Consider the following 17,845-nt stretch of genomic DNA (forward strand, 5'->3'; position numbering starts at 1 on the left):
ACGGGGTGAATATTCACGCAATACATATATACGGATACGGGAAGTTTGCCAATCAGATATTTCGCCTTTCGCCTTCCGGCCTTCACTTAATCTACGGGCTGAATGAAGCCGGAAAAACGACGCTGATGTCCTTTATTGAGAGCATGCTGTTCGGCTTTCCGAAAACGAAGCGATACGTGCCGAAAACAGGCGGAATCTACGGGGGAATGCTGGAAGCCCGGCATCCCGAACTGGGTCATATCCGCATTGAACGGATTGCGGGAAAGCCTGAACGGGTCACCGTATATTTAGAAGATGGAAGCACCCGGCCGGAGGCGTTTTTGAAACAGCTGCTGTCAGGCATCGACAGGCGGCTGTATAAAGCGGTCTACTCATTTGATGTGTTCGGGCTTCAAGAGATTCATCAATTCAGCCGTGATCAAATGGACAAGTTTTTGCTTTTCTCAAGTCTGTTCGGATCAGACGCCGTATCCAAAATGGATGAAGCTTTGAGAAAAAGGCAGGAAGAGCTGTTTAAGCCGAATGGCCGGAAGCCGGAGCTCAATCAGGAGCTTGAACATTTAAAAAAGCTTTCTGAAGATCTGAAAAAGGCGAAAGCGCGCGAAGGCGACTATCAGCAAATCGTAAACGGAAAAAAAGCCGCGGAAGCGTCCATTAAGGAGAACGAACGGCTGCTGAAAGACCTGATGCACTCGATCGCGCAAATTGAACAGGCGATCGAGATTCATCCGCTGAAGGAAGAGGAGCGGCGGCTGGCCGCAGAGCTTGAGGCGGACGGGGCCGCAGAAAGCGGCTTCCCGGAGGGAGGGCTTTTTGAGCTTGAAAAGTACGAATCCCACCTTCATCCAAAGGCCGCTCAGCTGAAGGCGCTGCAAGAAAAAAAACGCGATTTGAAGCAGCAGGCGGCGGCTCTTGCGCCGCATGAAGGCTATTTGCGGCATGAAGCGAAAATCGAAGAGCTCTTATCAGAGCATCCGTTTTACCAATCATATACCGAGACAATCATGACGCTGACGGACAAGCTGAAGCAGACGAATGAAAGGGTTCAGGCCGGGATGAAGCGGCTGAAGATCGATCATGAAGCGGACATTCTCAAGGCGGACACCACATACGAGTACGAGTGGAAGCTTGAGGAGACGGTTCAGACTTTTCTCAGATTGCGCGAAGAGAAACGAACCCTTGATGAACGCTTTGAACAGGCGCGGATCAATCTTGAGGAGGCGGAACAGGCCTGTTCTGATGTTGAAGGCGAAGTGATGCCGGATGATATCCGCAAACAAAAGGAGGAAGCGCTGAGCCGTTTGACAGCAGCCGGCGGAGGGGCCTTGAAACGTGAAGAGCTGCTGCGCCAGCTGTCATTTCTGAAGCGTGAACAAAACGAGCGGATGAAAAAAAGGAAAACCGCTGCTGCCGCGGCGCTGACAGCGGCAATTGCAGCAGGCGCCGCCGCGGTGTTTTTCAAAGCTTGGCTTCCGGCCGCTTTGATCATTCCCTTATCGCTCGTGTTGATTCTTTTCGCATTGAAAAAGCCGGAGCCGTCCTCTGTTATGGCTTTCATGGAAAAGCAGCTTGAAGATGCCGAACGCGGTGCAGCGGAAAATGGCCCGGAACTGAAACGCTTAAGAGAAGCGCTGTGGAGGGACGACCAAAACAGACAGCTGCTCATGGCCAAACAGTCTGAATTGAAGCAAAAAGAGGCGGAATACGAACGGGCGATTCAAAAATTCGAAGAATGGGAAAAAGATTTTTTTCCCTATCAGGAGCAAATCGATCGCTATTTAAAAGAGCTGAACCTGGGAATTGATCCGTCCTTTTTATCCGATGCTTACGCTTTGATGAAGGAACTTTCCACGAGGATATCCGAAAAGAGGGAAATGGAAGACGAACTTCGGAGCTTGAAGGCAAAAAAAGCATCGTTTGAAGAGCGCTTAAGACGGCTCGCCACATCGCTCCTTCAATCTGAAGGCAGCGTGCAGGAGCTGATGTTCAAGCTGAAACACGAGCTTGATTCACAAAAAGAAAAGCTCCTGAAAAAACAGGAGGCAGAGCTGTCTATTCAACATACGGATGAGCAAATCAAAGAATTGTCGGAGGAAGCGGAGTACTTCAAATCACAAATCACCGCATTGTTTCAAAAGGCTGGAGCAAACGGCCGGGATAGGTTTATTGAACTGGCGAAGCGCGATGAGTTCAAAAAAGCAGTGAAACTAGAGCTCAGCCGGATCAAAGCTGAGATCAGCAAAAAAGACGAAAGGGCCGTCATGCTGGCGTCCGCTCATTCTCTTGCCGATCTTAAAGAAAAGCTTGAAGGAGCCAACGAACAAAGGAACAGGACGGAAATTCAGCTGAAAGAAGAAAGGGAAAAGGCTGCTATGCTTTTGGCAGAGCAGCGCAGGCTTGAAGAATCCGGAACGGTTTCCGAGCTCACACACCTGGTGGAAATGCAAAAAGCGCGGGTCACCGAACTCGCCAAAAACTGGGCCTCTGTCAAGCTTGTCAGGCAGGCGGTGAAAAACAGGATAGAAGACCATAAGAAGGTTCGTCTTCCGAAGCTTTTGCATACAGCAGAATCTTTATTAAAGCCGTTAACAGACGGACGATATGAAAACATTTATTTTTCCGAAACAGATGACGCCATGATGGTCATGAGGAAGGACAGAGCTGTGTTTTACGCACACGAGCTTTCCCAGGCCACATGTGAACAGCTTTATTTGGCGATCCGCTTTGCGCTCGCCCTGTCCCAGCAAAAACGCATCAATCTGCCTTTCCTGCTTGATGACAGCTTCGTCCATTTTGACCGAAAAAGGTTTAAACAGGTGCTGGACATATTAAAACGCCTGTCAGGCGAAGAGCAGCAAATATTATACTTTACATGTCATGAGCATGTGAGAGAAGCTTTCCGCGAGGGAGAGGTGACAATGCTTTCTCCAAGTCTGCACCAGATGGAAAAATAAGGTTAATGTCAATCTGTCAATAAATGGTCTGTGTTATAATGAATTTATGTAAGAAAACGGAGGGAGCTTTAAAATGGCAAAAGGTATTATGCTGCATGAAGTCGGCGAACAGGTCGATATGTATCTGCTTATCAAATCGTCGACAAAAGGGATCGCAAGCAACGGAAAACCGTTTTTAACACTGATGCTCCAGGATCAGTCGGGAGATATTGAAGCAAAGCTTTGGGACGCCAAGCAACATGATGAAACGACTTATGGACCGCAGACGATCGTCAAAGTGGTCGGAGACATTCATCATTACCGCGGGCGGAACCAGCTGAAACTGAGAAACATCAGACCTGCGGCCGAACATGAAAACGTCCGGATCGACGATTTTCTAGAGACCGCCCCGATCCCCAAAAATGAAATGATGGATACGGTCACCCAATATATTTTTGAAATGAAAAACTCGAATATTCAACGAATCACGAGACACCTCGTCAAAAAATACGGAAATGAATTTATGGACTTTCCGGCTGCGACGAAAAATCATCATGAGTTTGTATCTGGACTGGCATACCATGTTGTCTCGATGCTGAAGCTGGCGAAATCGATCGCGGACCTGTACCCGACGCTCGACCGGGATCTGCTGTATGCCGGTGTCATTTTGCATGATCTCGGGAAGGTCAAAGAGCTCTCCGGCCCGGTGTCAACCACCTATACGGTTGAAGGGAATCTGCTCGGCCATATTTCAATTATGGTGACGGAGATCTCAAAAGCCGCAGAAGAGCTGCAAATTGATACCGAGGAAGTGCTGATTCTTCAGCATTTGATTTTAAGCCACCACGGCAAACCTGAATGGGGAAGCCCGAAGCCGCCGATGGTCAAAGAGGCGGAGGTCCTTCATTATATTGACAATCTTGACGCGAAAATCAATATGATGGAAAGGGCGCTCGAACGGGTCAAGCCTGGTGAATATACGGAACGCGTCTTTGCTTTGGATAACCGCTCTTTTTACAAGCCTAGTTTTCATAAATAAACGTCATAACTTGTCTCCTTTTTGCATAATGTCTGATATACAGTTTATTGAAAAAGGGGGATGAGCCATGCTGCTGTTTCCGTGGTGGGTCTACCTTTGCATCGTCGGCATTATATTCAGCGCTTATAAGCTGATGGCGACCGCAAAGGAAGAGGAAAAGATCGATCAGTCGTTTATAGAAAAAGAAGGCCGCATTTATATCGAGCGCATGGAGAAGGAAAAAGAAAGGCGAATGAAGCGTTCTGCCGATGACAAAAACGAGGGTTCAGAGAAAAATGAACATTCCATCGCATAATAAAAAGCTGTCCTCACCCCTTAGGGATGGACAGCTTTTTTTGCGACATCAGCTGTTGCTGTTGGTGTTTGTCTGTGACTGATCGATCTGTTTTTTCAGCTCTTTGTCTTTGACTTTTAAATCAGCGTCTTTCACAAGCTTGTCTATGACAGATTGAAGCTCAGTTTGATCGTTTAGCTTTTGTTCTTCAACTTCTTTTTTCAGTTCTTTTTTCATATCATCATATTTGCCGCGCTCTTCGGTTTTCTTAATGATATGGTAGCCGTAATCCGTTTTGACCGGTTCGCTGACTTCGCCTGTTTTCAATGCGAAAGCGGCTTTGCTGAATGTTTTATCCATTTCGCCTTCTTTGGCAAACCAGCCGAGATCGCCGCCTTTTTCAGCTGTGCCGTCAGTTGAATACTCTTTTGCAAGGTCTTCAAACTTTTCGCCTTTTTTCAGCTTTTTCTCAACTTCTTCTGCGGTTTTCTTGTCTTTGACAAGAATGTGGCTTGCGCGGATTTTGCCTTTTAGGCTGTCATAATACTCTTTTACGTCATCATCGGTTACTTTTATGTTATCCTTTGCGGCTTTTTTCATGAGAAGCTCATATTTAATCTGATCTTTGACATAGTCTTCGCCTTTTTGCTTAATGAGTGAATCAAGCTGGTCTCCCATTGATTTTTTGTACTCGTTCAGCTTTTTGTCGATTTCTTTATCGGTGACATCGTATTTGTCATCGAGTACCTTTTTCTGAACAAGCATGTTGAGCGCGTCCGCTCCGGCGTTTTCTTTAAGGGTTTGGTAAAGGTCTTCTTTTGTTATGTTTCCAGCTTTTGTTTCAGCAACAACCTGAGAATCTCCTCCGCTACATGCGCTGAGAGCCAGCACGCTTGTTGCTGTTATCGCCGCAATTGCAATTTTCTTCATAAATGCAAACACTCCTAATCTTAACAGTTTAAACTTCCTTTAAATTGTATCATATCATATTCTGACATGCTGTAAAAAGAATTTCAACAGAGGGGCATCCGTCTAGTCAAATTTTCTCGGCGGTCATACACATATAGTGATCAAGAAAAGGAGGTCAATAACATGAGCGGAGGATACTCAAGCGGTTTTGCTTTATTGGTCGTGTTATTCATTTTGTTAATCATCGTTGGTGCAGCTTATCTGTGCTAAACCTGGAAAATAGGAAAAGAACCGCCAATTCCGGCGGTTCTTTTCTTTTTCCGAGAGCCTAATCGTTTCATGACATTCGTGCATACACTAATGTAACGACTGGGGCAGAGGAGGTGTCAATATGGGCGATGGTTACGCAGGAGGTTTCGCCGGCGGTTTTGCACTGTTGGTGGTACTGTTCATTTTATTAATTATTATTGGTGCTTCTTGGATATGCTAATGAAAAAGGATAGCTCCCTTACATTCTGAAGGGCAGCTATCCTTTTTCTTTACACTGTAAAGGAAATCTCAATGAATGATGAGATCAATAAAATTAAAATCAGCACGTTAATCATTCTAAATACCTTATCCTGCCGTTCTTCAGGAATCTCTCTGACAAGGCATAAAGAGTTTGTAAGCTTGTTTATGTTAAACACAGTGAAGACCGCAAACAAGATGAAATAAAAAAGAATAATAGGAGATCCCCCTCTCTGTTTCTGCTCCATATTACATTACCAAATATTTATTAAAAAAGATAGAAAATAGACTGAAAAAAAGGATTTTCCAGCGCTTATTCCGCTTATTTTTGTATTAAAATATCAAAATCGTCTGCTTCCTGATCAACAAAGCAATTCTTCGGCGCTTTGACCAGTTTCCAGGCAAACAAAAAGTCCGGCAGGCAGTAGCCGAAATGGATGCTGGAAATGATGCAGAAATAATGGGCGAAGCTCGGCATCACTGCTCCCGCGTAAAACAAAATCGGTGTAATCACGAGGAATGGGCAGAGAAGAGAAGTCAGCATCGTATTTTTCGGAATTTCTCTCCATGTTCTCATTTTCAGCCAAAAAATCTTTTTTTCTATTTTTTTCTTCGTCAACATCGGTACAATGTGAAGGATCTTATGGGCGATAATCGCAGCAATTAAAAGCCCGGCAAACAAAAGCGCATGATCGCCTCTCTGAACGGTTTGCGGATGAATAAGCTGCATAGCCAAATATTCAGGAATAAAAAATAAAATCATTAAACTGACGGCACTGAGCACGATGCGCATGCCTCCATAATCTTTGATCAGATTGATGGTTTTCCAGCAACTCATGAATAACATCCTTCCGTTTCAAAACTCATATATGAAATCCTCAGAATAATTTACTCCCTTGGATGAGAAAAATCAATCCCTTTTCGAAAAAAAGTTCGTTATTTTAGAAAGAATTTAGGGGCTTTTAAAGGAACGGAAAATTTTCCGCTGAACTTTCATCAGAAGCTAATATCGGCTAAAATAAGAGAAAGGGTGAGAGAAGTGACGAATATGAAATCATTGGAACAGCGTCTTGAGCGGCTGGAATTTTATACGAGGCTGCTTTTGAGCACACTAGATTTAAGCGAATATCCATATTATAAAATGCTGATTGAACAGGGCTTATCCGAGGAAGAAGCAAAGGAGACGGAAAAGCTGTGCGAGGAACTTACAAAGGAACTGGAAGCGCAAAAAGCGCAAGGATATGTGATGTTCGATCATCTCCTTACGCTTTTTGCCGGGCAGTTAAATGAAAAACTTGAAGTGCACGAAACGATTTTCGCCCTTCACAGACAAGGTCTTTACAAACCGCTGATGAGCGAGTTCATCAGCATCATCAAGCGATATGATCTGGCTTAATTTTTAATTGGCTCAAGCGGTTTGTCCATTTCTATCGATTCCCCGGCTTCTTTTGCTGGTTCTTTTTTCTTCATTTTGCCCTCTTCGCTGACAAATTCATTTTCAATGTTGGTAAACGATTTTTCGAAAATTTCCATGAAATCATCGCCGTAAATATGGCGGATGATGGACATCATTTCCACGATTTCAGGGAATTTTCCGTACAGCTGATGCAGGGGCTGGGCGCCTTTTAAAACAGCGTTCCGGGATGGGTCATAGGACTCAAGGATTTTAAGAAATACCTCTTCGCCTTTCGGGGTCAGCTGAATGTACGTATTGCGTTTATCGTTTAATTTTTTGGAAAATTCAAGATATCCTCTTTCCTCAAGCTTTTTGGAAAAATTAAACGCCGTGGATACATGCATGACACCAAACTTCGCAATTTCTGAAATGGAAGCTCCGTTCAGCTGGTAGGCAATCCACAAAATATGGTGTTCGTTAATGTTCAGATCATAAGGCTTAATCCACTGCTGCCAATCCTTTTCGATCGATTTCCAAAGCGCCTTGCTGAGCTGTGCCATTCGCTGGCTGAATAAAAGGGCTTCTTTCACTGAATAGGGCTCTTCCGCTCGATTCATTCACTTCACCTGCTTCTCTTTATCTTATAATTTCTATTATGCCAATAAAATAAAGATTAATAAAGATGTAAATTTACGAAATTTTTAAAAAATCCTTTTTTCGGTGTTAATTCAACATTTTGATTAAAAAAAGAGCGTGAAAATGACCATTCACACCCCTTTTTAAAGGTTCTTTTTTTTCGCTGAATATATTAGTTTTGTAAGGTTTTCTCCAGTTGTTTGATCTTCTCTTCAATATCAGCGATTTCTTTTTTCAGGTTCTCCTGATGAGGCTGGATTTCCTTGCGCCACTCCTGGATGGACGTCTGCAGTTCGCTGCTGACATCTTTGATGATTTCAGCGCCTTCTCTGGCGGTTTTGACAACCTGTTCTTTTAAAGCACGTCCGTCGGTTTTCAGTCTATTGACAGTGTCTTCAAACTTTCCGCAATTTGATTTGAGCTGTCTTCTCAAATCCTTTCCTGAAGTCGGTGCGGACAATAAAGCGGCGACACCGCCGATGATTCCGCCCACAATCAGTCCAGCTGCTAAAGATCGGCCTTTTGACATGTACATCACCCCGGTTATATTTTTGAAAGGTCAGGCTATAAAGCAAAAACGCCGGCCTTTTTGTCATTGAAAACTTGTTTTAGATTCAGAAGAAACATCTGCATAGCTTGCTTTATTTTAGCATACTTTTTAAAAAAGGAGGGAGAGGGTTGTCTGTCATCATCATTGTTTTAACAATATTATCCGCTGTTTTTGCTGCAGGCTCCTTTTACTATTTAAGGCTTCTCGGTTTTTCCGCATCTTATCCGCCGAAACGCGTACTAAAACAAAAAGCGCTTTTTTGTACGGGAAGCGCTGGATTAGCACTCCTGCTCCTTTTTTTCATTCGGCTTCTTATATAAAATATCGGGCGGATTCCTCTTTTTTTGACCATAGAAATGAAAAAACCTCTCTAAAAAAGGAAGATCACCTTTTTTAAAGAGGCATTTCGGTTTTATTTTGCCTGTTCGATCAGTCTTGAACGTTTCATGATCGCCTGCACGATCGGGTAGATCACGAACATGGCGATTGTGTTGATGAGTGCAGCAGGCAAAACCACGAGCGTAAACAGTGCGGCAAATCCCTGGTTTCCAGGCAGGCCGACAATCAGGAGGGCCGCCGCCAGGAAGATGGTTCCGGAAAGGATCGTTCCCGCTGCGGTTAACACGGAAGCTGTGACCGTTCTATTTTTCAGCTTCTTCACAGCAAGAAATACGGCAAAGAAGATCAAAGCTGTAATTGGTTTGTCAATGATGTTCGGCAGCTGTCCTCCCGGAAATGCGGTCGTTAAAGCGGAAATGATGCCCGTCACGATTCCGATGACAAGTACGTTTTGCACTTTAGGGAACAGAAGGATTCCCATAAACATCATAATCAGCATCATATCTGGCTTCATACCGTAAAAAAAGGGCGGAATCACAGCGTGCAGCGCTGCTCCGATGGCGGCAAAAAGCGCCATGGCAACTAATTCTTTTGTTTTCATGTCTATTCTCTCCTCGTCTCAGGCTCTTTATTGCTTTCCAATAATATGCTCGCCATTTATTGCGAAAGCTTTCTAGTAGTATATCAAACTTTAGAAGGAATGGGGAAGCCTTTTTCAGAAGATGTCAGAAAAAGGATCAAGGCTTAATGCTCTTCCTGGAATCTCTTCATAAATGCTGCCAGTTTCTCGCAGTCTTCAACGGAAACAGCGTTGTAGATCGATGCTCGGCAGCCTCCGACAGAGCGGTGTCCGCCGAGTCCCGACATTTTTTCTTCCTTGGCCTTTTCGATGAATGATTTTGTCAGCTCATCATTTTTCAGCGTAAAGGTGACATTCATGGCTGAACGGCTGTCCGGTCTCGCATGGCCGCGGTAAAATCCGCCGCTTTCATCAATCGCGCTGTATAAAATCTCGGCTTTTTTGCGGTTGCGTTTTTCGATTTCAGCCAGTCCGCCTTTGTCTTTGATCCATTCAAGGACAAGAGACAGCATATAGATCGCAAAAGTCGGCGGTGTATTATAGAGCGAATTCGCTTTTGCGTGTGTGGAGTATTTTAAGATTTTGGCGATTCCTTCATTTTCCTTTGCGAGCAGCTCTTTTTTCATAATGACGACGGTGACTCCGGACGGTCCGAGGTTTTTTTGGGCGCCGGCATAGATGATGTCAAACTGTGAAACATCGATTTTACGGCTTAAAATATCGCTCGACATGTCGGCTACAACCGGAATCGGAGAGTCGGGATATTCCTGCCACTGCGTTCCGAATATCGTGTTGTTGGATGTCAGATGAAGATATGCCCCGTCCTCCGGAATTTCCGCAACTTCCGGAATATAGCTGTATGTGTCCTCTTCGCTTGAAGCGATGATCGATGTGTTTCCGAAAACCTTCGCTTCTGCGAGCGCCTTTTCAGACCATGACCCGGTCATGACGAAGTGCGCCGTTTTTTGTGCGGACAGAAAATTCATCGGAATCATTGAAAACTGGAGGCTTGCTCCGCCTTGCAGAAACAAAATGTCATAATCCTCAGGGATCTCCATCAGTTCTTTTAAAAGAGCTTTCGCTTTTTGATGAACGGCATCATACTCCTTGCTTCGGTGGGACAGCTCCATAACGGACATCCCTGCACCGTTGAAATCAAGAAACTCGTCTTTCGCCTTTTGCAACACCTCTAAAGGCAGTGCCGCAGGTCCTGCATTAAAGTTCGTTGTACGTATCATCACAATCGCTCCCTGTTCATGTATAAAAATATAAAACAATCCTATCATAAAAGGATCGCGTTATACATAAAAAATTTGAATTGTGTGAAATATAGAGCAATCTGATTCCAGCCGCACCAAGAAGGAGCGAAACATGTGAATATTTTATGACAAAAACGCGGGGATGCGGGAAGGCTTTATATAGAAAAAGGCATCGATGTTCTCGATGCCTGAGGAAGTGTTATGCCTGTTTGGTCAAACGGCTGTTAATGGAAGAGGCAATCGTTTGCAAATCTTCCGGTGAATAGTCGTCCGCGTGTGTTTTCCAGACGGCGCCGAAGCCGTCACCTTTTCCGTAGCGCGGGATGATGTGCATATGATAATGAAAGACGGACTGACCCGCTTTTTCGCCGTTGTTGTTGAGCAGGTTTAAGCCGATCGGCTCGTACTCATCTTTAATGGCTTGGGCGATTTTCGGAACCGCTTCAAAAAACTCTCTTGAAATTTCAGGCGTCATTTCGTAAATGTTCGTTTTATGGACTTTGGGAATGACCAGGGTGTGTCCTTTCGTCACTTGGCTGATGTCAAGAAAAGCCAAGACGTGTTCGTTTTCATACACCTTTGCACATGGGATTTCACCGTTAATGATTTTGCAAAAAATACAGTCGCTCATATTTTTCCTCCTTTTTCCATTATGGAAAGGTTATGTATAAGCATCATATTACCATAATTTCCGGTGAAACACGAAAACAGGATGAACGGCTCCCGCGTTCACCCTGCCATGAAGAAGGTTCGCTTGTTGATGAGAAACTTTTCCTGCCTTTTGCAAGCACCCCATTTTTCGTCAAAATGAAGACTTGAAACGCCTATACATTTCCTGCGACAAACACCTCATTTGATCGTCACACCCTTTTCAAACGGCTTTGCCATAAGAAGCGGATGCTTTCTCAATTCAGTGGATGAAAGAAATTTCTAAGCTGACACGTTTCTTACTCAAGACTCGTCTTTGACAAACACCTCATTTGCCAGAGTGATCAGCTGCCCCTTCTTCATCACTTAGATTGTCCTGAACCGTTTTCGATTATTCGTTTTTCTTTCAGACTGAAAAAAGCCGGAGGGAAAACGTTTTAAAAGCCTCCTTGTTTTTGGTACTATTAAGAAAAATGAGTGGAAAGGAACGAACGTATGTCACTACTGACTGTTAAGGATCTGACTGGAGGATATACAAGAAATCCGGTGCTCCGCAATATTTCATTTTCGATTGAACGGGAGCAGATCGTCGGATTGATCGGCTTGAACGGGGCGGGGAAAAGCACGACGATCCGCCATATTATCGGACTGATGGAGCCGCACAAAGGCTCTGTTGAGCTGAACGGCAAGACATTCATGGAAGATCCGGAAAGCTACCGTTCCCAATTTACGTTTATCCCGGAAACACCGATTTTATATGAAGAGCTCACGCTGAAGGAACATTTGGAACTGACCGCGATGGCCTATGGATTATCGAAAGAAACATTTGAAAAAAGGCTTCCGCCGCTGCTGAAGGAGTTCAGGATGGAGAAGCGTCTCAAATGGTTTCCGGCCCATTTTTCCAAAGGGATGAAGCAGAAGGTCATGATTATGTGCGCCTTTTTGGTGGAGCCTGACCTTTATATTATCGATGAGCCTTTTCTCGGCCTTGATCCGCTGGCGATCAACGCTCTCCTTGAACGGATGAATGAAGCAAAGAAAAACGGTTCGGCCGTTTTGATGTCGACGCATATTTTAGCCACCGCAGAACGGTATTGTGATTCTTTTATTATTTTACATAACGGCGAAGTGCGGGCTAAGGGTACGCTTGAAGAGCTGAGAGAGCAGTTTTCCATGAAAGAGGCGAGCCTTGACGATCTGTATGTTGAACTGACGAAGGAAGAGAGCTATGAATAGCATTCGCGCGATTTGGAAGACAAGGATCGAGGAGTATATAAAAGAGACGAGATCGTACTTGAAATATATGCTGAATGATCATCTCGTCATCGTCATGATTTTTGTGCTGGCGGGCGGTGCGAGCTGGTACAGCAAATGGCTGAAGGAGATGCCGGAAGGGTTTCCGGCCTATTGGCTGATGGCCGTCCTGTTTTCGCTCATTTTGGCGGGATCGCATGTCAGAACATTGATTAAAGAAGCGGATCTTGTTTTTTTGCTGCCGCTTGAAGCGAAAATGGAGCCGTACTTAAAACAGGCCTTCCGATTCAGTTTTATCACACAGCTGTTTCCGCTTGTCGCGGCGATGCTCGTTTTAGCGCCGCTGTACTTCGAGGCGAGCGGAAAGACGCTGTCGGCTTATCTGATGTTGCTGGTTCAGCTTATTGTTTTAAAGGTCTGGAACATGGCGATGCAATGGCGTTTGACATACTTCAGCGAGAAAAATATGCGGATTATGGACAGGGTTGTCCGCTTTTTTCTCAATGCGATCGTGATTTACTTTGCTTTAGAGGCCTCCTACGGCTTTGCCGCCGCGCTTTATGTGATCATGGCAGCTTTGCTCGTCTATTTCACAATGATTGATAAGAAAAAGTCATTGAAATGGGAGCTCCATATAGAGGATGAAATCAAAAGAAAACAACGGTTTTACCGGCTTGCCAATCTGTTTACCGATGTCCCTCACCTAAAGAAACAAGCGAAAAGAAGGGCATATCTCGACTGGATGCTCGGCTTCATCCCGTATGATCAGCGGCGGACATTTGCGTACATGTACGGCAGGGCATTCATCAGATCAAACGACTATTTCGGAATCGTGATCAGGCTGACCGTGATTTTCGCCCTCATCATTGCTTACTTTTCAACGGTTGAGTGGGTGTCTGCACTGCTTGTCGTCTTCACCGTTTTCATCACCGGCATTCAGCTGACACCGCTGTTTGATCATTTTTCGCATTTGTCTTTGCAGGAGCTCTACCCTGTCAGACAAGAAGAAAAAAGAAAGAGCTTTTTCCAGCTGCTTCAGATTGTCTTGAGCATTCAGGCGATCTTAGTCGCAGCCGCCGCCTGCGTCAGGCTCCAATGGACAGGTATGCTTTTAGGTCTGGGCAGTTCGGCGCTCTTAATATTTGTCGTCATGAAGCCTTATTTTACCAGCAGGTTAAGGAAAAATGCCCGCAGATAAAATGAAACCTTTTCTCCTTTTTTCAGTATGAATAAAGAAGAGGTGAAAGGCGCATGAATGAAAACCAGCTGTTGTTAGATGAGGCTCACCGCTGGAAAATGAAGTTTCTGCGGAAGCAGTCGATGGCAGAACGGATGTCAAAAGGCGTTCAGACAAAGATCAATGCTGCCATTCCCAAAAAAGTGCACAAGGCCGTAACGGAAAGCATCAAAAAAATGGTCGAAGCGACGCTCGTCGGCTCAAATTTGACGACTTCCCAAAGGGAAACTGGCTCCCTTTCCTTAAAGGAAAAAGCCGAATTGGCGCAAAAAGCGGTGGCCCGCTATCAGAAAGCGGCCGCAGTCGAAGGAGCCGGTACGGGTGCCGGCGGGATTTTTCTCGGGTTGGCGGATTTTCCGCTCCTGCTCGGCATCAAAATGAAATGCCTGTTTGAGTTGGCAGCGATTTACGGCTATGACGTCAAAGTGAAGGAAGAGCGGATCTTCCTCCTGTATATTTTTCAGCTTGCTTTTTCGGGTGATGCGCACCGGAAAGAGATTTTCCGCATCATTGACAATTGGGAAAGAGAAAAGCGCGACATCGATTGGCAGACATTTCAGCAGGAATATCGGGATTATCTCGATCTCGTCAAATTATTTCAGCTTGTCCCGGGCTTCGGTGCGATTGTCGGGGGAACGGCCAATTATCAGCTGCTCGGCCACCTCGGCGAAACGGCGAGACATGTCTTTCACTTAAGATTCATGAAAGAGACAGCCGGATAATCCGGCTGTCATCATTCTTTCAGCCTGATTGAAAACCCTTGCAGTCTAGGAAGGCCGAGCATTGGAGCGGAGCGAATGTTGCAATTCGTGAGTACCGACGCGCAGGCCTGACAACGAATGCGAGGGTTTGTCGACACGCTGACAGCCGGATAAGCCGGCTGTTTTTGTATAAAAGTCATTTGTCCCGTTTTCCGCTTGCGAGCGGCGCTTTCTGCTCTTGATAAGAAACAGCGGCGCTTGCCAACACTTTGGCCGCGATCAGCATCGCTTTTTCATTGATATCGAATTTCGGATGGTGGTGCGGAAAGACTTCATTGGGATGAAGAGGGCTGGCTCCTGTAAAGAAGAAAGTTCCTTTCACATGCTGGAGATAGTAGGCAAAATCTTCTCCTCCCATTTGCATTTCGCTTTCCTCTATCTTTTCAACGCCTTCGGTTTCCCCGGCAATGCCGGCGAGAAAAGCCGTTTCCTCTCGGTGATTGCAGACGGCCGGATAGCCTCTTTCATACGCATAGTCATAAGAGGCTCCATGCATGCCGCAAATTCCTTTTACCACCTCTTCAATCTCTTTTTCAATAGCTGCGCGGATATCCTCGCTAAAGGAGCGTGCGGTTCCGATTAAAACGGCTTTATCGGCAATCACATTAAAAGAGTTTTCCGCAAGAAAAGATCCAGTCGAGATGACGGCCGGCTGTGTCGGATCGAGTCTGCGGCTGACGATATGCTGAAGGGCGGTCACAATTTGAGAACCGATCAAGACGGCATCCTTTGTTTCATGAGGCTGTGCACCATGGCCGCCTTTCCCGTGAATCGTGATCGTAAAGCGGTCAGCGGCTGCCATGATTGGACCTGTTCGGTATTGAACGGTTCCGAGCGGTGAAGTGGCCCACAGATGGGTGCCGAAAATGACGTCGACTCCATCGAGACATCCGTCTTCAATCATCGGCTTGGCGCCTCCGGGTGAATATTCTTCAGCATGCTGATGGATCATGACAATCTTTCCTTTTAAATCGTCCGTATGCCGGCTCAACACTTTTGCAAGAACGAGCAGGGTTGCGGTATGGCCGTCATGGCCGCAGGCATGCATGACACCGGGAACCGTTGACTTATAAGGGACATCTTTTTGATCCTGGATGGGCAGCGCGTCAAAATCGGCTCTTAAGGCAACGACTGGCCCTGGCTCATTTCCTTCAATAACAGCGAGGACACCGCCTCCGCCGACATTCGTGCGGATCGGAACGCCCAGCGCTTCATAATAAGAAGCGATAAACGCGGCTGTGTTCTTTTCCTGAAATGAGAGCTCTGGGTGCTGGTGGAAATGGCGCCTCAATTTGACCATCTCATCATAGTGTGTATCAAGCTCCTGATGGATCGTTTGCTTTAATGCGGCTAATCTCAAAACAATTCCTCCTTTTAAGGAACGACGAGTTTTTATAATTTTATGACAGTTTGAGCCGCTGTTCAACCATGCTTTCAAGCTTTTATAAAAGAAAAATCGCAGCCAGCGTAGTTACCGCCAAGCCGCAGGCGACGGGAATGAAATTTTTTCTTGCCAGCTCAAACGGATCAACTTTGCAAATGGCTGCCACAGGGATGAGCGCCCAAGGAACCAACGTACCTAAACCAACAAAAGACACATCATTATTTCACTGACAGGATTAGAATTTCTCTAGGCTTTCCTGTGCCTCTTCTGTATTCGTCTTTTGTATCAATCACCATTTGGTTGAAAAGAGTGGTCATCATCTGTTTTCGCTCATAGTCATTAGCTAATTCCCATAAAGACGTGATGTTCTCTGCAATATAGGTAATTTCTTCGGAATGCACTGTGCCTTTTCGGTATGTTCTTAATTGCGCGGTGAGCTCTTTTTCTTTTTTCCTGAGGGTTTCTGATACCTCCACTAGTTCATCAATATCAATAATGTCTCGTTCAAACATCTTTTTCTGTTTTTCGAGTTTCTTTTCGATCAGAGCTAGTTCTCTCTCCATCTCCTTGATTTTTTCGTCAGGCGGACTTGCCGCCACACTCGCGCGCGGGTTAAGCTCAGAAATTAAGTCATCGAAGGACTCGAAAACTTTTTGAACAAGATATTTCTCAAGAATGATGTGGCTTGTACAAGACCTTCCCGATTTCTTACCTGAACATCTGTATGTTTTTCCTGCCGCTGTCTTATGCCCTGACATTGAACATCCACAGCGGCCGCATTTAAGGATGGATGAAAAATAATAGTTGCTTGTCTCTCGTTTGCCACCACTTGTGCGTCTTTTCTCTAAAATATCTTGCAGCTCCCAAAATTCATCAGGTTCAATGATTCTTTCGTGATTGCCTTCATATAAGACTTTTTCTCTGGGGGGTTTTTTATAATCCTTAGGGTCATCGCTATTAGTTAGGAAGCCCATATATACAGGGTTATTGACGATCCCTCTTACAGAATCAACATGCCATTCCCCACCGTTCTTGGGTGGGTGGCCTGCTTCTGTCAGCTTTTTTGCAAGGGTATAAAAGCCTAAAGTCCTTGCCATCCTAAATATAAGCTTTACTATTTTAGCTTCTTCTGGATTTATAATGAGCTCATCATCTTCATAAACATAGCCATAGGCGGCCATCCCACCTTTCCATTTTCCGCTTTTGATTTTTTTCTCAATCCCCATCCTCACACGCTCGGCAAGGTTTTCCCTCTCCCACTGAGCTATAGCCGCAATGAGAGTTATGAACAGGCGGCCCATGGCGTTGGTCGTATCATAGACTTCGGTGGCACTTTTGAATTTACAGTCGTTTTCATCGAGCATTTTTAATATCTCGTATAGGTCGATAACGGATCTTGTTAAGCGATCTAAACGGTAGACAAGTAAAATGTCTATCTTGCCGCTCTCAATATCGTCTTTCATTAGATTAAACTTTGGTCTATTCAGATCTTTTGCCGAATACCCATCGTCAATATAGATTTTATAGTTTCCCCATCCTTGAGACTTGCAAAAAGCCTCAAGTTTTTCTTTTTGGGCGTCTAGTGAATAGCCGTGTTTAGCTTGTTCATCTGTACTCACTCTTATGTAAATTGCAACCCGCATAATTATTTTACTCCTTTGTTTTGCTAATGGGATTAAAATGGAACGATGGTTCGTTTTTTAGTTAAAAATTTTTAGATTTAGGTTAGATAAAACTAATTTCTCATGGATTCCATATTGTTCAATTGCTTCTTTCGTAGTTACACACCCATTGGTAGAGGAGAACAACAAATTAATTGCGAAAAAATTTGCTTCCAACTCGATTCGATCTGTCGAAAATAGAGTCTGGCTTTTTAGAAAAGGAGTGTTTGCGTCTGGGTGAAAGATCGCATGACCTAATTCATGAGCGCAAATAAACTCCTTACTATGTTCATTGGCATTCTGATTAATATGGATGATCTTCACTCTGAAATGCCTACTGTAATACCCCAGAGCTTTTCCTAAGTCTTCAAAAACGACTTCAATTCCTAATTCTTTTGCAATTTTAAATGGATTGTTTGTTTGAAATTTTTCTGTTATTGATTTGATTTTTGCAGTAATTGACTCCACAAAAAGGCAC

Annotated in this window: 21 protein-coding genes and 1 pseudogene; 10 read left to right on the plus strand and 12 right to left on the minus strand. The window is 44.8% G+C overall.

The window, feature by feature from the left end; genetic code table 11:
• Positions 1–5 precede the first annotated feature (5 nt).
• From P3X63_RS05645 to P3X63_RS05655, 3 genes are all read left to right on the plus strand, one after another.
• A complete protein-coding gene (locus P3X63_RS05645) occupies positions 6–2,954 on the plus strand; it encodes an ATP-binding protein (RefSeq protein ID WP_277692577.1) in 2,949 nt (982 codons plus the stop codon).
• Positions 2,955–3,027: 73 nt separating this feature from the next.
• Positions 3,028–3,972 carry a 3'-5' exoribonuclease YhaM gene (yhaM, locus tag P3X63_RS05650; RefSeq protein ID WP_277692578.1) on the plus strand — a complete coding sequence of 315 codons (945 nt, stop codon included), beginning with the start codon at positions 3,028–3,030 and terminating at the stop codon, positions 3,970–3,972.
• A gap of 67 nt (positions 3,973–4,039) precedes the next feature.
• Positions 4,040–4,267, plus strand: a complete 228-nt coding sequence (locus P3X63_RS05655; RefSeq protein ID WP_026586258.1) for a sporulation YhaL family protein — start codon at positions 4,040–4,042, stop codon at positions 4,265–4,267.
• A 48-nt stretch (positions 4,268–4,315) separates the two neighbouring features.
• Here the strand turns inward: P3X63_RS05655 and P3X63_RS05660 are convergent, their stop codons facing one another.
• Positions 4,316–5,176, minus strand: a complete 861-nt coding sequence (locus P3X63_RS05660) for a peptidylprolyl isomerase (RefSeq protein WP_026586259.1) — start codon at positions 5,174–5,176, stop codon at positions 4,316–4,318.
• 162 nt (positions 5,177–5,338) lie between these two features.
• On the opposite strand from P3X63_RS05660, the gene P3X63_RS05665 reads away from it, so the two are divergent.
• Both P3X63_RS05665 and P3X63_RS05670 read left to right on the plus strand, forming a co-directional pair.
• Positions 5,339–5,425: a YjcZ family sporulation protein gene (locus P3X63_RS05665; RefSeq protein ID WP_035427975.1), complete on the plus strand. Its 87-nt coding sequence runs from the start codon at positions 5,339–5,341 to the stop codon at positions 5,423–5,425.
• Positions 5,426–5,546: 121 nt separating this feature from the next.
• Complete coding sequence (locus P3X63_RS05670) at positions 5,547–5,645, plus strand: YjcZ family sporulation protein (protein WP_003180247.1); 99 nt, start codon at positions 5,547–5,549, stop codon at positions 5,643–5,645.
• Between the two features lie 49 nt (positions 5,646–5,694).
• Here the strand turns inward: P3X63_RS05670 and P3X63_RS05675 are convergent, their stop codons facing one another.
• A complete protein-coding gene (locus tag P3X63_RS05675; RefSeq protein WP_003180249.1) occupies positions 5,695–5,910 on the minus strand; it encodes a hypothetical protein in 216 nt (71 codons plus the stop codon).
• A 74-nt stretch (positions 5,911–5,984) separates the two neighbouring features.
• A complete protein-coding gene (locus P3X63_RS05680) occupies positions 5,985–6,500 on the minus strand; it encodes a DUF3267 domain-containing protein (RefSeq protein WP_026586260.1) in 516 nt (171 codons plus the stop codon).
• Positions 6,501–6,710: 210 nt separating this feature from the next.
• Between P3X63_RS05680 and P3X63_RS05685 the strand changes: the two genes are divergently transcribed.
• A complete protein-coding gene (locus P3X63_RS05685) occupies positions 6,711–7,058 on the plus strand; it encodes a YhaI family protein (protein ID WP_026586261.1) in 348 nt (115 codons plus the stop codon).
• Here the strand turns inward: P3X63_RS05685 and P3X63_RS05690 are convergent.
• Positions 7,055–7,675 (minus strand): HTH-type transcriptional regulator Hpr, encoded by a 621-nt coding sequence (locus tag P3X63_RS05690; RefSeq protein ID WP_026586262.1) that lies wholly within the window; start codon positions 7,673–7,675, stop codon positions 7,055–7,057. The two genes, P3X63_RS05685 and P3X63_RS05690, sit on opposite strands and share 4 nt — an antisense overlap.
• Positions 7,676–7,866: 191 nt before the next feature.
• Positions 7,867–8,223: a YtxH domain-containing protein gene (locus P3X63_RS05695; RefSeq protein ID WP_026586263.1), complete on the minus strand. Its 357-nt coding sequence runs from the start codon at positions 8,221–8,223 to the stop codon at positions 7,867–7,869.
• 149 nt (positions 8,224–8,372) lie between these two features.
• Here P3X63_RS05695 and yhzF point away from each other — a divergent pair, with 149 nt between their 5' ends.
• Positions 8,373–8,564 (plus strand): membrane protein YhzF, encoded by a 192-nt coding sequence (gene yhzF / locus P3X63_RS05700; protein WP_026586264.1) that lies wholly within the window; start codon positions 8,373–8,375, stop codon positions 8,562–8,564.
• A gap of 92 nt (positions 8,565–8,656) precedes the next feature.
• Here the strand turns inward: yhzF and P3X63_RS05705 are convergent, their stop codons facing one another.
• The 3 genes from P3X63_RS05705 to P3X63_RS05715 form a co-directional block, all read right to left on the minus strand.
• A complete protein-coding gene (locus tag P3X63_RS05705) occupies positions 8,657–9,184 on the minus strand; it encodes a tryptophan transporter (RefSeq protein WP_026586265.1) in 528 nt (175 codons plus the stop codon).
• Between the two features lie 143 nt (positions 9,185–9,327).
• Positions 9,328–10,401, minus strand: a complete 1,074-nt coding sequence (gene serC, locus P3X63_RS05710) for a 3-phosphoserine/phosphohydroxythreonine transaminase (protein ID WP_026586266.1) — start codon at positions 10,399–10,401, stop codon at positions 9,328–9,330.
• 220 nt (positions 10,402–10,621) lie between these two features.
• The gene (locus tag P3X63_RS05715) at positions 10,622–11,053 is read right to left on the minus strand and encodes an HIT family protein (RefSeq protein WP_026586267.1); all 432 of its coding nucleotides are present in this window, start codon (positions 11,051–11,053) and stop codon (positions 10,622–10,624) included.
• A 512-nt stretch (positions 11,054–11,565) separates the two neighbouring features.
• On the opposite strand from P3X63_RS05715, the gene P3X63_RS05720 reads away from it, so the two are divergent.
• From P3X63_RS05720 to P3X63_RS05730, 3 genes are read left to right on the plus strand one after another with little or no spacing between them, the layout of a single operon-like run.
• Positions 11,566–12,306, plus strand: a complete 741-nt coding sequence (locus P3X63_RS05720) for an ABC transporter ATP-binding protein (RefSeq protein WP_026586268.1) — start codon at positions 11,566–11,568, stop codon at positions 12,304–12,306.
• A complete protein-coding gene (locus tag P3X63_RS05725) occupies positions 12,299–13,522 on the plus strand; it encodes an ABC transporter permease (protein WP_277692579.1) in 1,224 nt (407 codons plus the stop codon). Before P3X63_RS05720 ends, P3X63_RS05725 begins: the two co-directional genes overlap by 8 nt.
• A 53-nt stretch (positions 13,523–13,575) precedes the next feature.
• The gene (locus tag P3X63_RS05730; RefSeq protein ID WP_026586270.1) at positions 13,576–14,283 is read left to right on the plus strand and encodes an EcsC family protein; all 708 of its coding nucleotides are present in this window, start codon (positions 13,576–13,578) and stop codon (positions 14,281–14,283) included.
• A 175-nt stretch (positions 14,284–14,458) separates the two neighbouring features.
• On the opposite strand, the gene P3X63_RS05735 is transcribed toward P3X63_RS05730, so the two are convergent.
• The 4 genes and pseudogenes from P3X63_RS05735 to P3X63_RS05750 form a co-directional block, all read right to left on the minus strand.
• Positions 14,459–15,622: a M20 family metallopeptidase gene (locus tag P3X63_RS05735; protein WP_142246162.1), complete on the minus strand. Its 1,164-nt coding sequence runs from the start codon at positions 15,620–15,622 to the stop codon at positions 14,459–14,461.
• A gap of 142 nt (positions 15,623–15,764) precedes the next feature.
• Positions 15,765–15,914 (minus strand): annotated as a pseudogene (locus P3X63_RS05740) (hypothetical protein); the annotation flags it as partial.
• A 10-nt stretch (positions 15,915–15,924) separates the two neighbouring features.
• Positions 15,925–17,349: a recombinase family protein gene (locus P3X63_RS05745; protein WP_277692580.1), complete on the minus strand. Its 1,425-nt coding sequence runs from the start codon at positions 17,347–17,349 to the stop codon at positions 15,925–15,927.
• A 57-nt stretch (positions 17,350–17,406) separates the two neighbouring features.
• The gene (locus P3X63_RS05750) at positions 17,407–17,835 is read right to left on the minus strand and encodes an ImmA/IrrE family metallo-endopeptidase (RefSeq protein ID WP_277692581.1); all 429 of its coding nucleotides are present in this window, start codon (positions 17,833–17,835) and stop codon (positions 17,407–17,409) included.
• Between the last annotated feature and the right edge of the window lie 10 nt (positions 17,836–17,845).

It is taken from the genome of Bacillus sp. HSf4 (genome assembly GCF_029537375.1).
GTDB classification, from domain to species: Bacteria; Bacillota; Bacilli; order Bacillales; family Bacillaceae; genus Bacillus; species Bacillus sonorensis_A.

Bases quoted from the DNA above. Each gene is read 5' to 3' on its own strand.
- P3X63_RS05670 (WP_003180247.1), top strand. From the start codon at position 5,547: ATGGGCGATGGTTACGCAGGAGGTTTCGCCGGCGGTTTTGCACTGTTG.
- P3X63_RS05655 (WP_026586258.1), top strand. From the start codon at position 4,040: ATGCTGCTGTTTCCGTGGTGGGTCTACCTTTGCATCGTCGGCATTATA.
- P3X63_RS05690 (WP_026586262.1), bottom strand. From the start codon at position 7,675: ATGAATCGAGCGGAAGAGCCCTATTCAGTGAAAGAAGCCCTTTTATTC.
- P3X63_RS05735 (WP_142246162.1), bottom strand. From the start codon at position 15,622: ATGGTCAAATTGAGGCGCCATTTCCACCAGCACCCAGAGCTCTCATTT.
- P3X63_RS05685 (WP_026586261.1), top strand. From the start codon at position 6,711: ATGAAATCATTGGAACAGCGTCTTGAGCGGCTGGAATTTTATACGAGG.
- P3X63_RS05680 (WP_026586260.1), bottom strand. From the start codon at position 6,500: ATGAGTTGCTGGAAAACCATCAATCTGATCAAAGATTATGGAGGCATG.
- P3X63_RS05665 (WP_035427975.1), top strand. From the start codon at position 5,339: ATGAGCGGAGGATACTCAAGCGGTTTTGCTTTATTGGTCGTGTTATTC.
- P3X63_RS05730 (WP_026586270.1), top strand. From the start codon at position 13,576: ATGAATGAAAACCAGCTGTTGTTAGATGAGGCTCACCGCTGGAAAATG.
- P3X63_RS05675 (WP_003180249.1), bottom strand. From the start codon at position 5,910: ATGGAGCAGAAACAGAGAGGGGGATCTCCTATTATTCTTTTTTATTTC.
- P3X63_RS05660 (WP_026586259.1), bottom strand. From the start codon at position 5,176: ATGAAGAAAATTGCAATTGCGGCGATAACAGCAACAAGCGTGCTGGCT.
- P3X63_RS05695 (WP_026586263.1), bottom strand. From the start codon at position 8,223: ATGTCAAAAGGCCGATCTTTAGCAGCTGGACTGATTGTGGGCGGAATC.
- yhaM (WP_277692578.1), top strand. From the start codon at position 3,028: ATGGCAAAAGGTATTATGCTGCATGAAGTCGGCGAACAGGTCGATATG.
- P3X63_RS05720 (WP_026586268.1), top strand. From the start codon at position 11,566: ATGTCACTACTGACTGTTAAGGATCTGACTGGAGGATATACAAGAAAT.
- P3X63_RS05745 (WP_277692580.1), bottom strand. From the start codon at position 17,349: ATGCGGGTTGCAATTTACATAAGAGTGAGTACAGATGAACAAGCTAAA.
- P3X63_RS05715 (WP_026586267.1), bottom strand. From the start codon at position 11,053: ATGAGCGACTGTATTTTTTGCAAAATCATTAACGGTGAAATCCCATGT.
- P3X63_RS05705 (WP_026586265.1), bottom strand. From the start codon at position 9,184: ATGAAAACAAAAGAATTAGTTGCCATGGCGCTTTTTGCCGCCATCGGA.
- P3X63_RS05725 (WP_277692579.1), top strand. From the start codon at position 12,299: ATGAATAGCATTCGCGCGATTTGGAAGACAAGGATCGAGGAGTATATA.
- serC (WP_026586266.1), bottom strand. From the start codon at position 10,401: ATGATACGTACAACGAACTTTAATGCAGGACCTGCGGCACTGCCTTTA.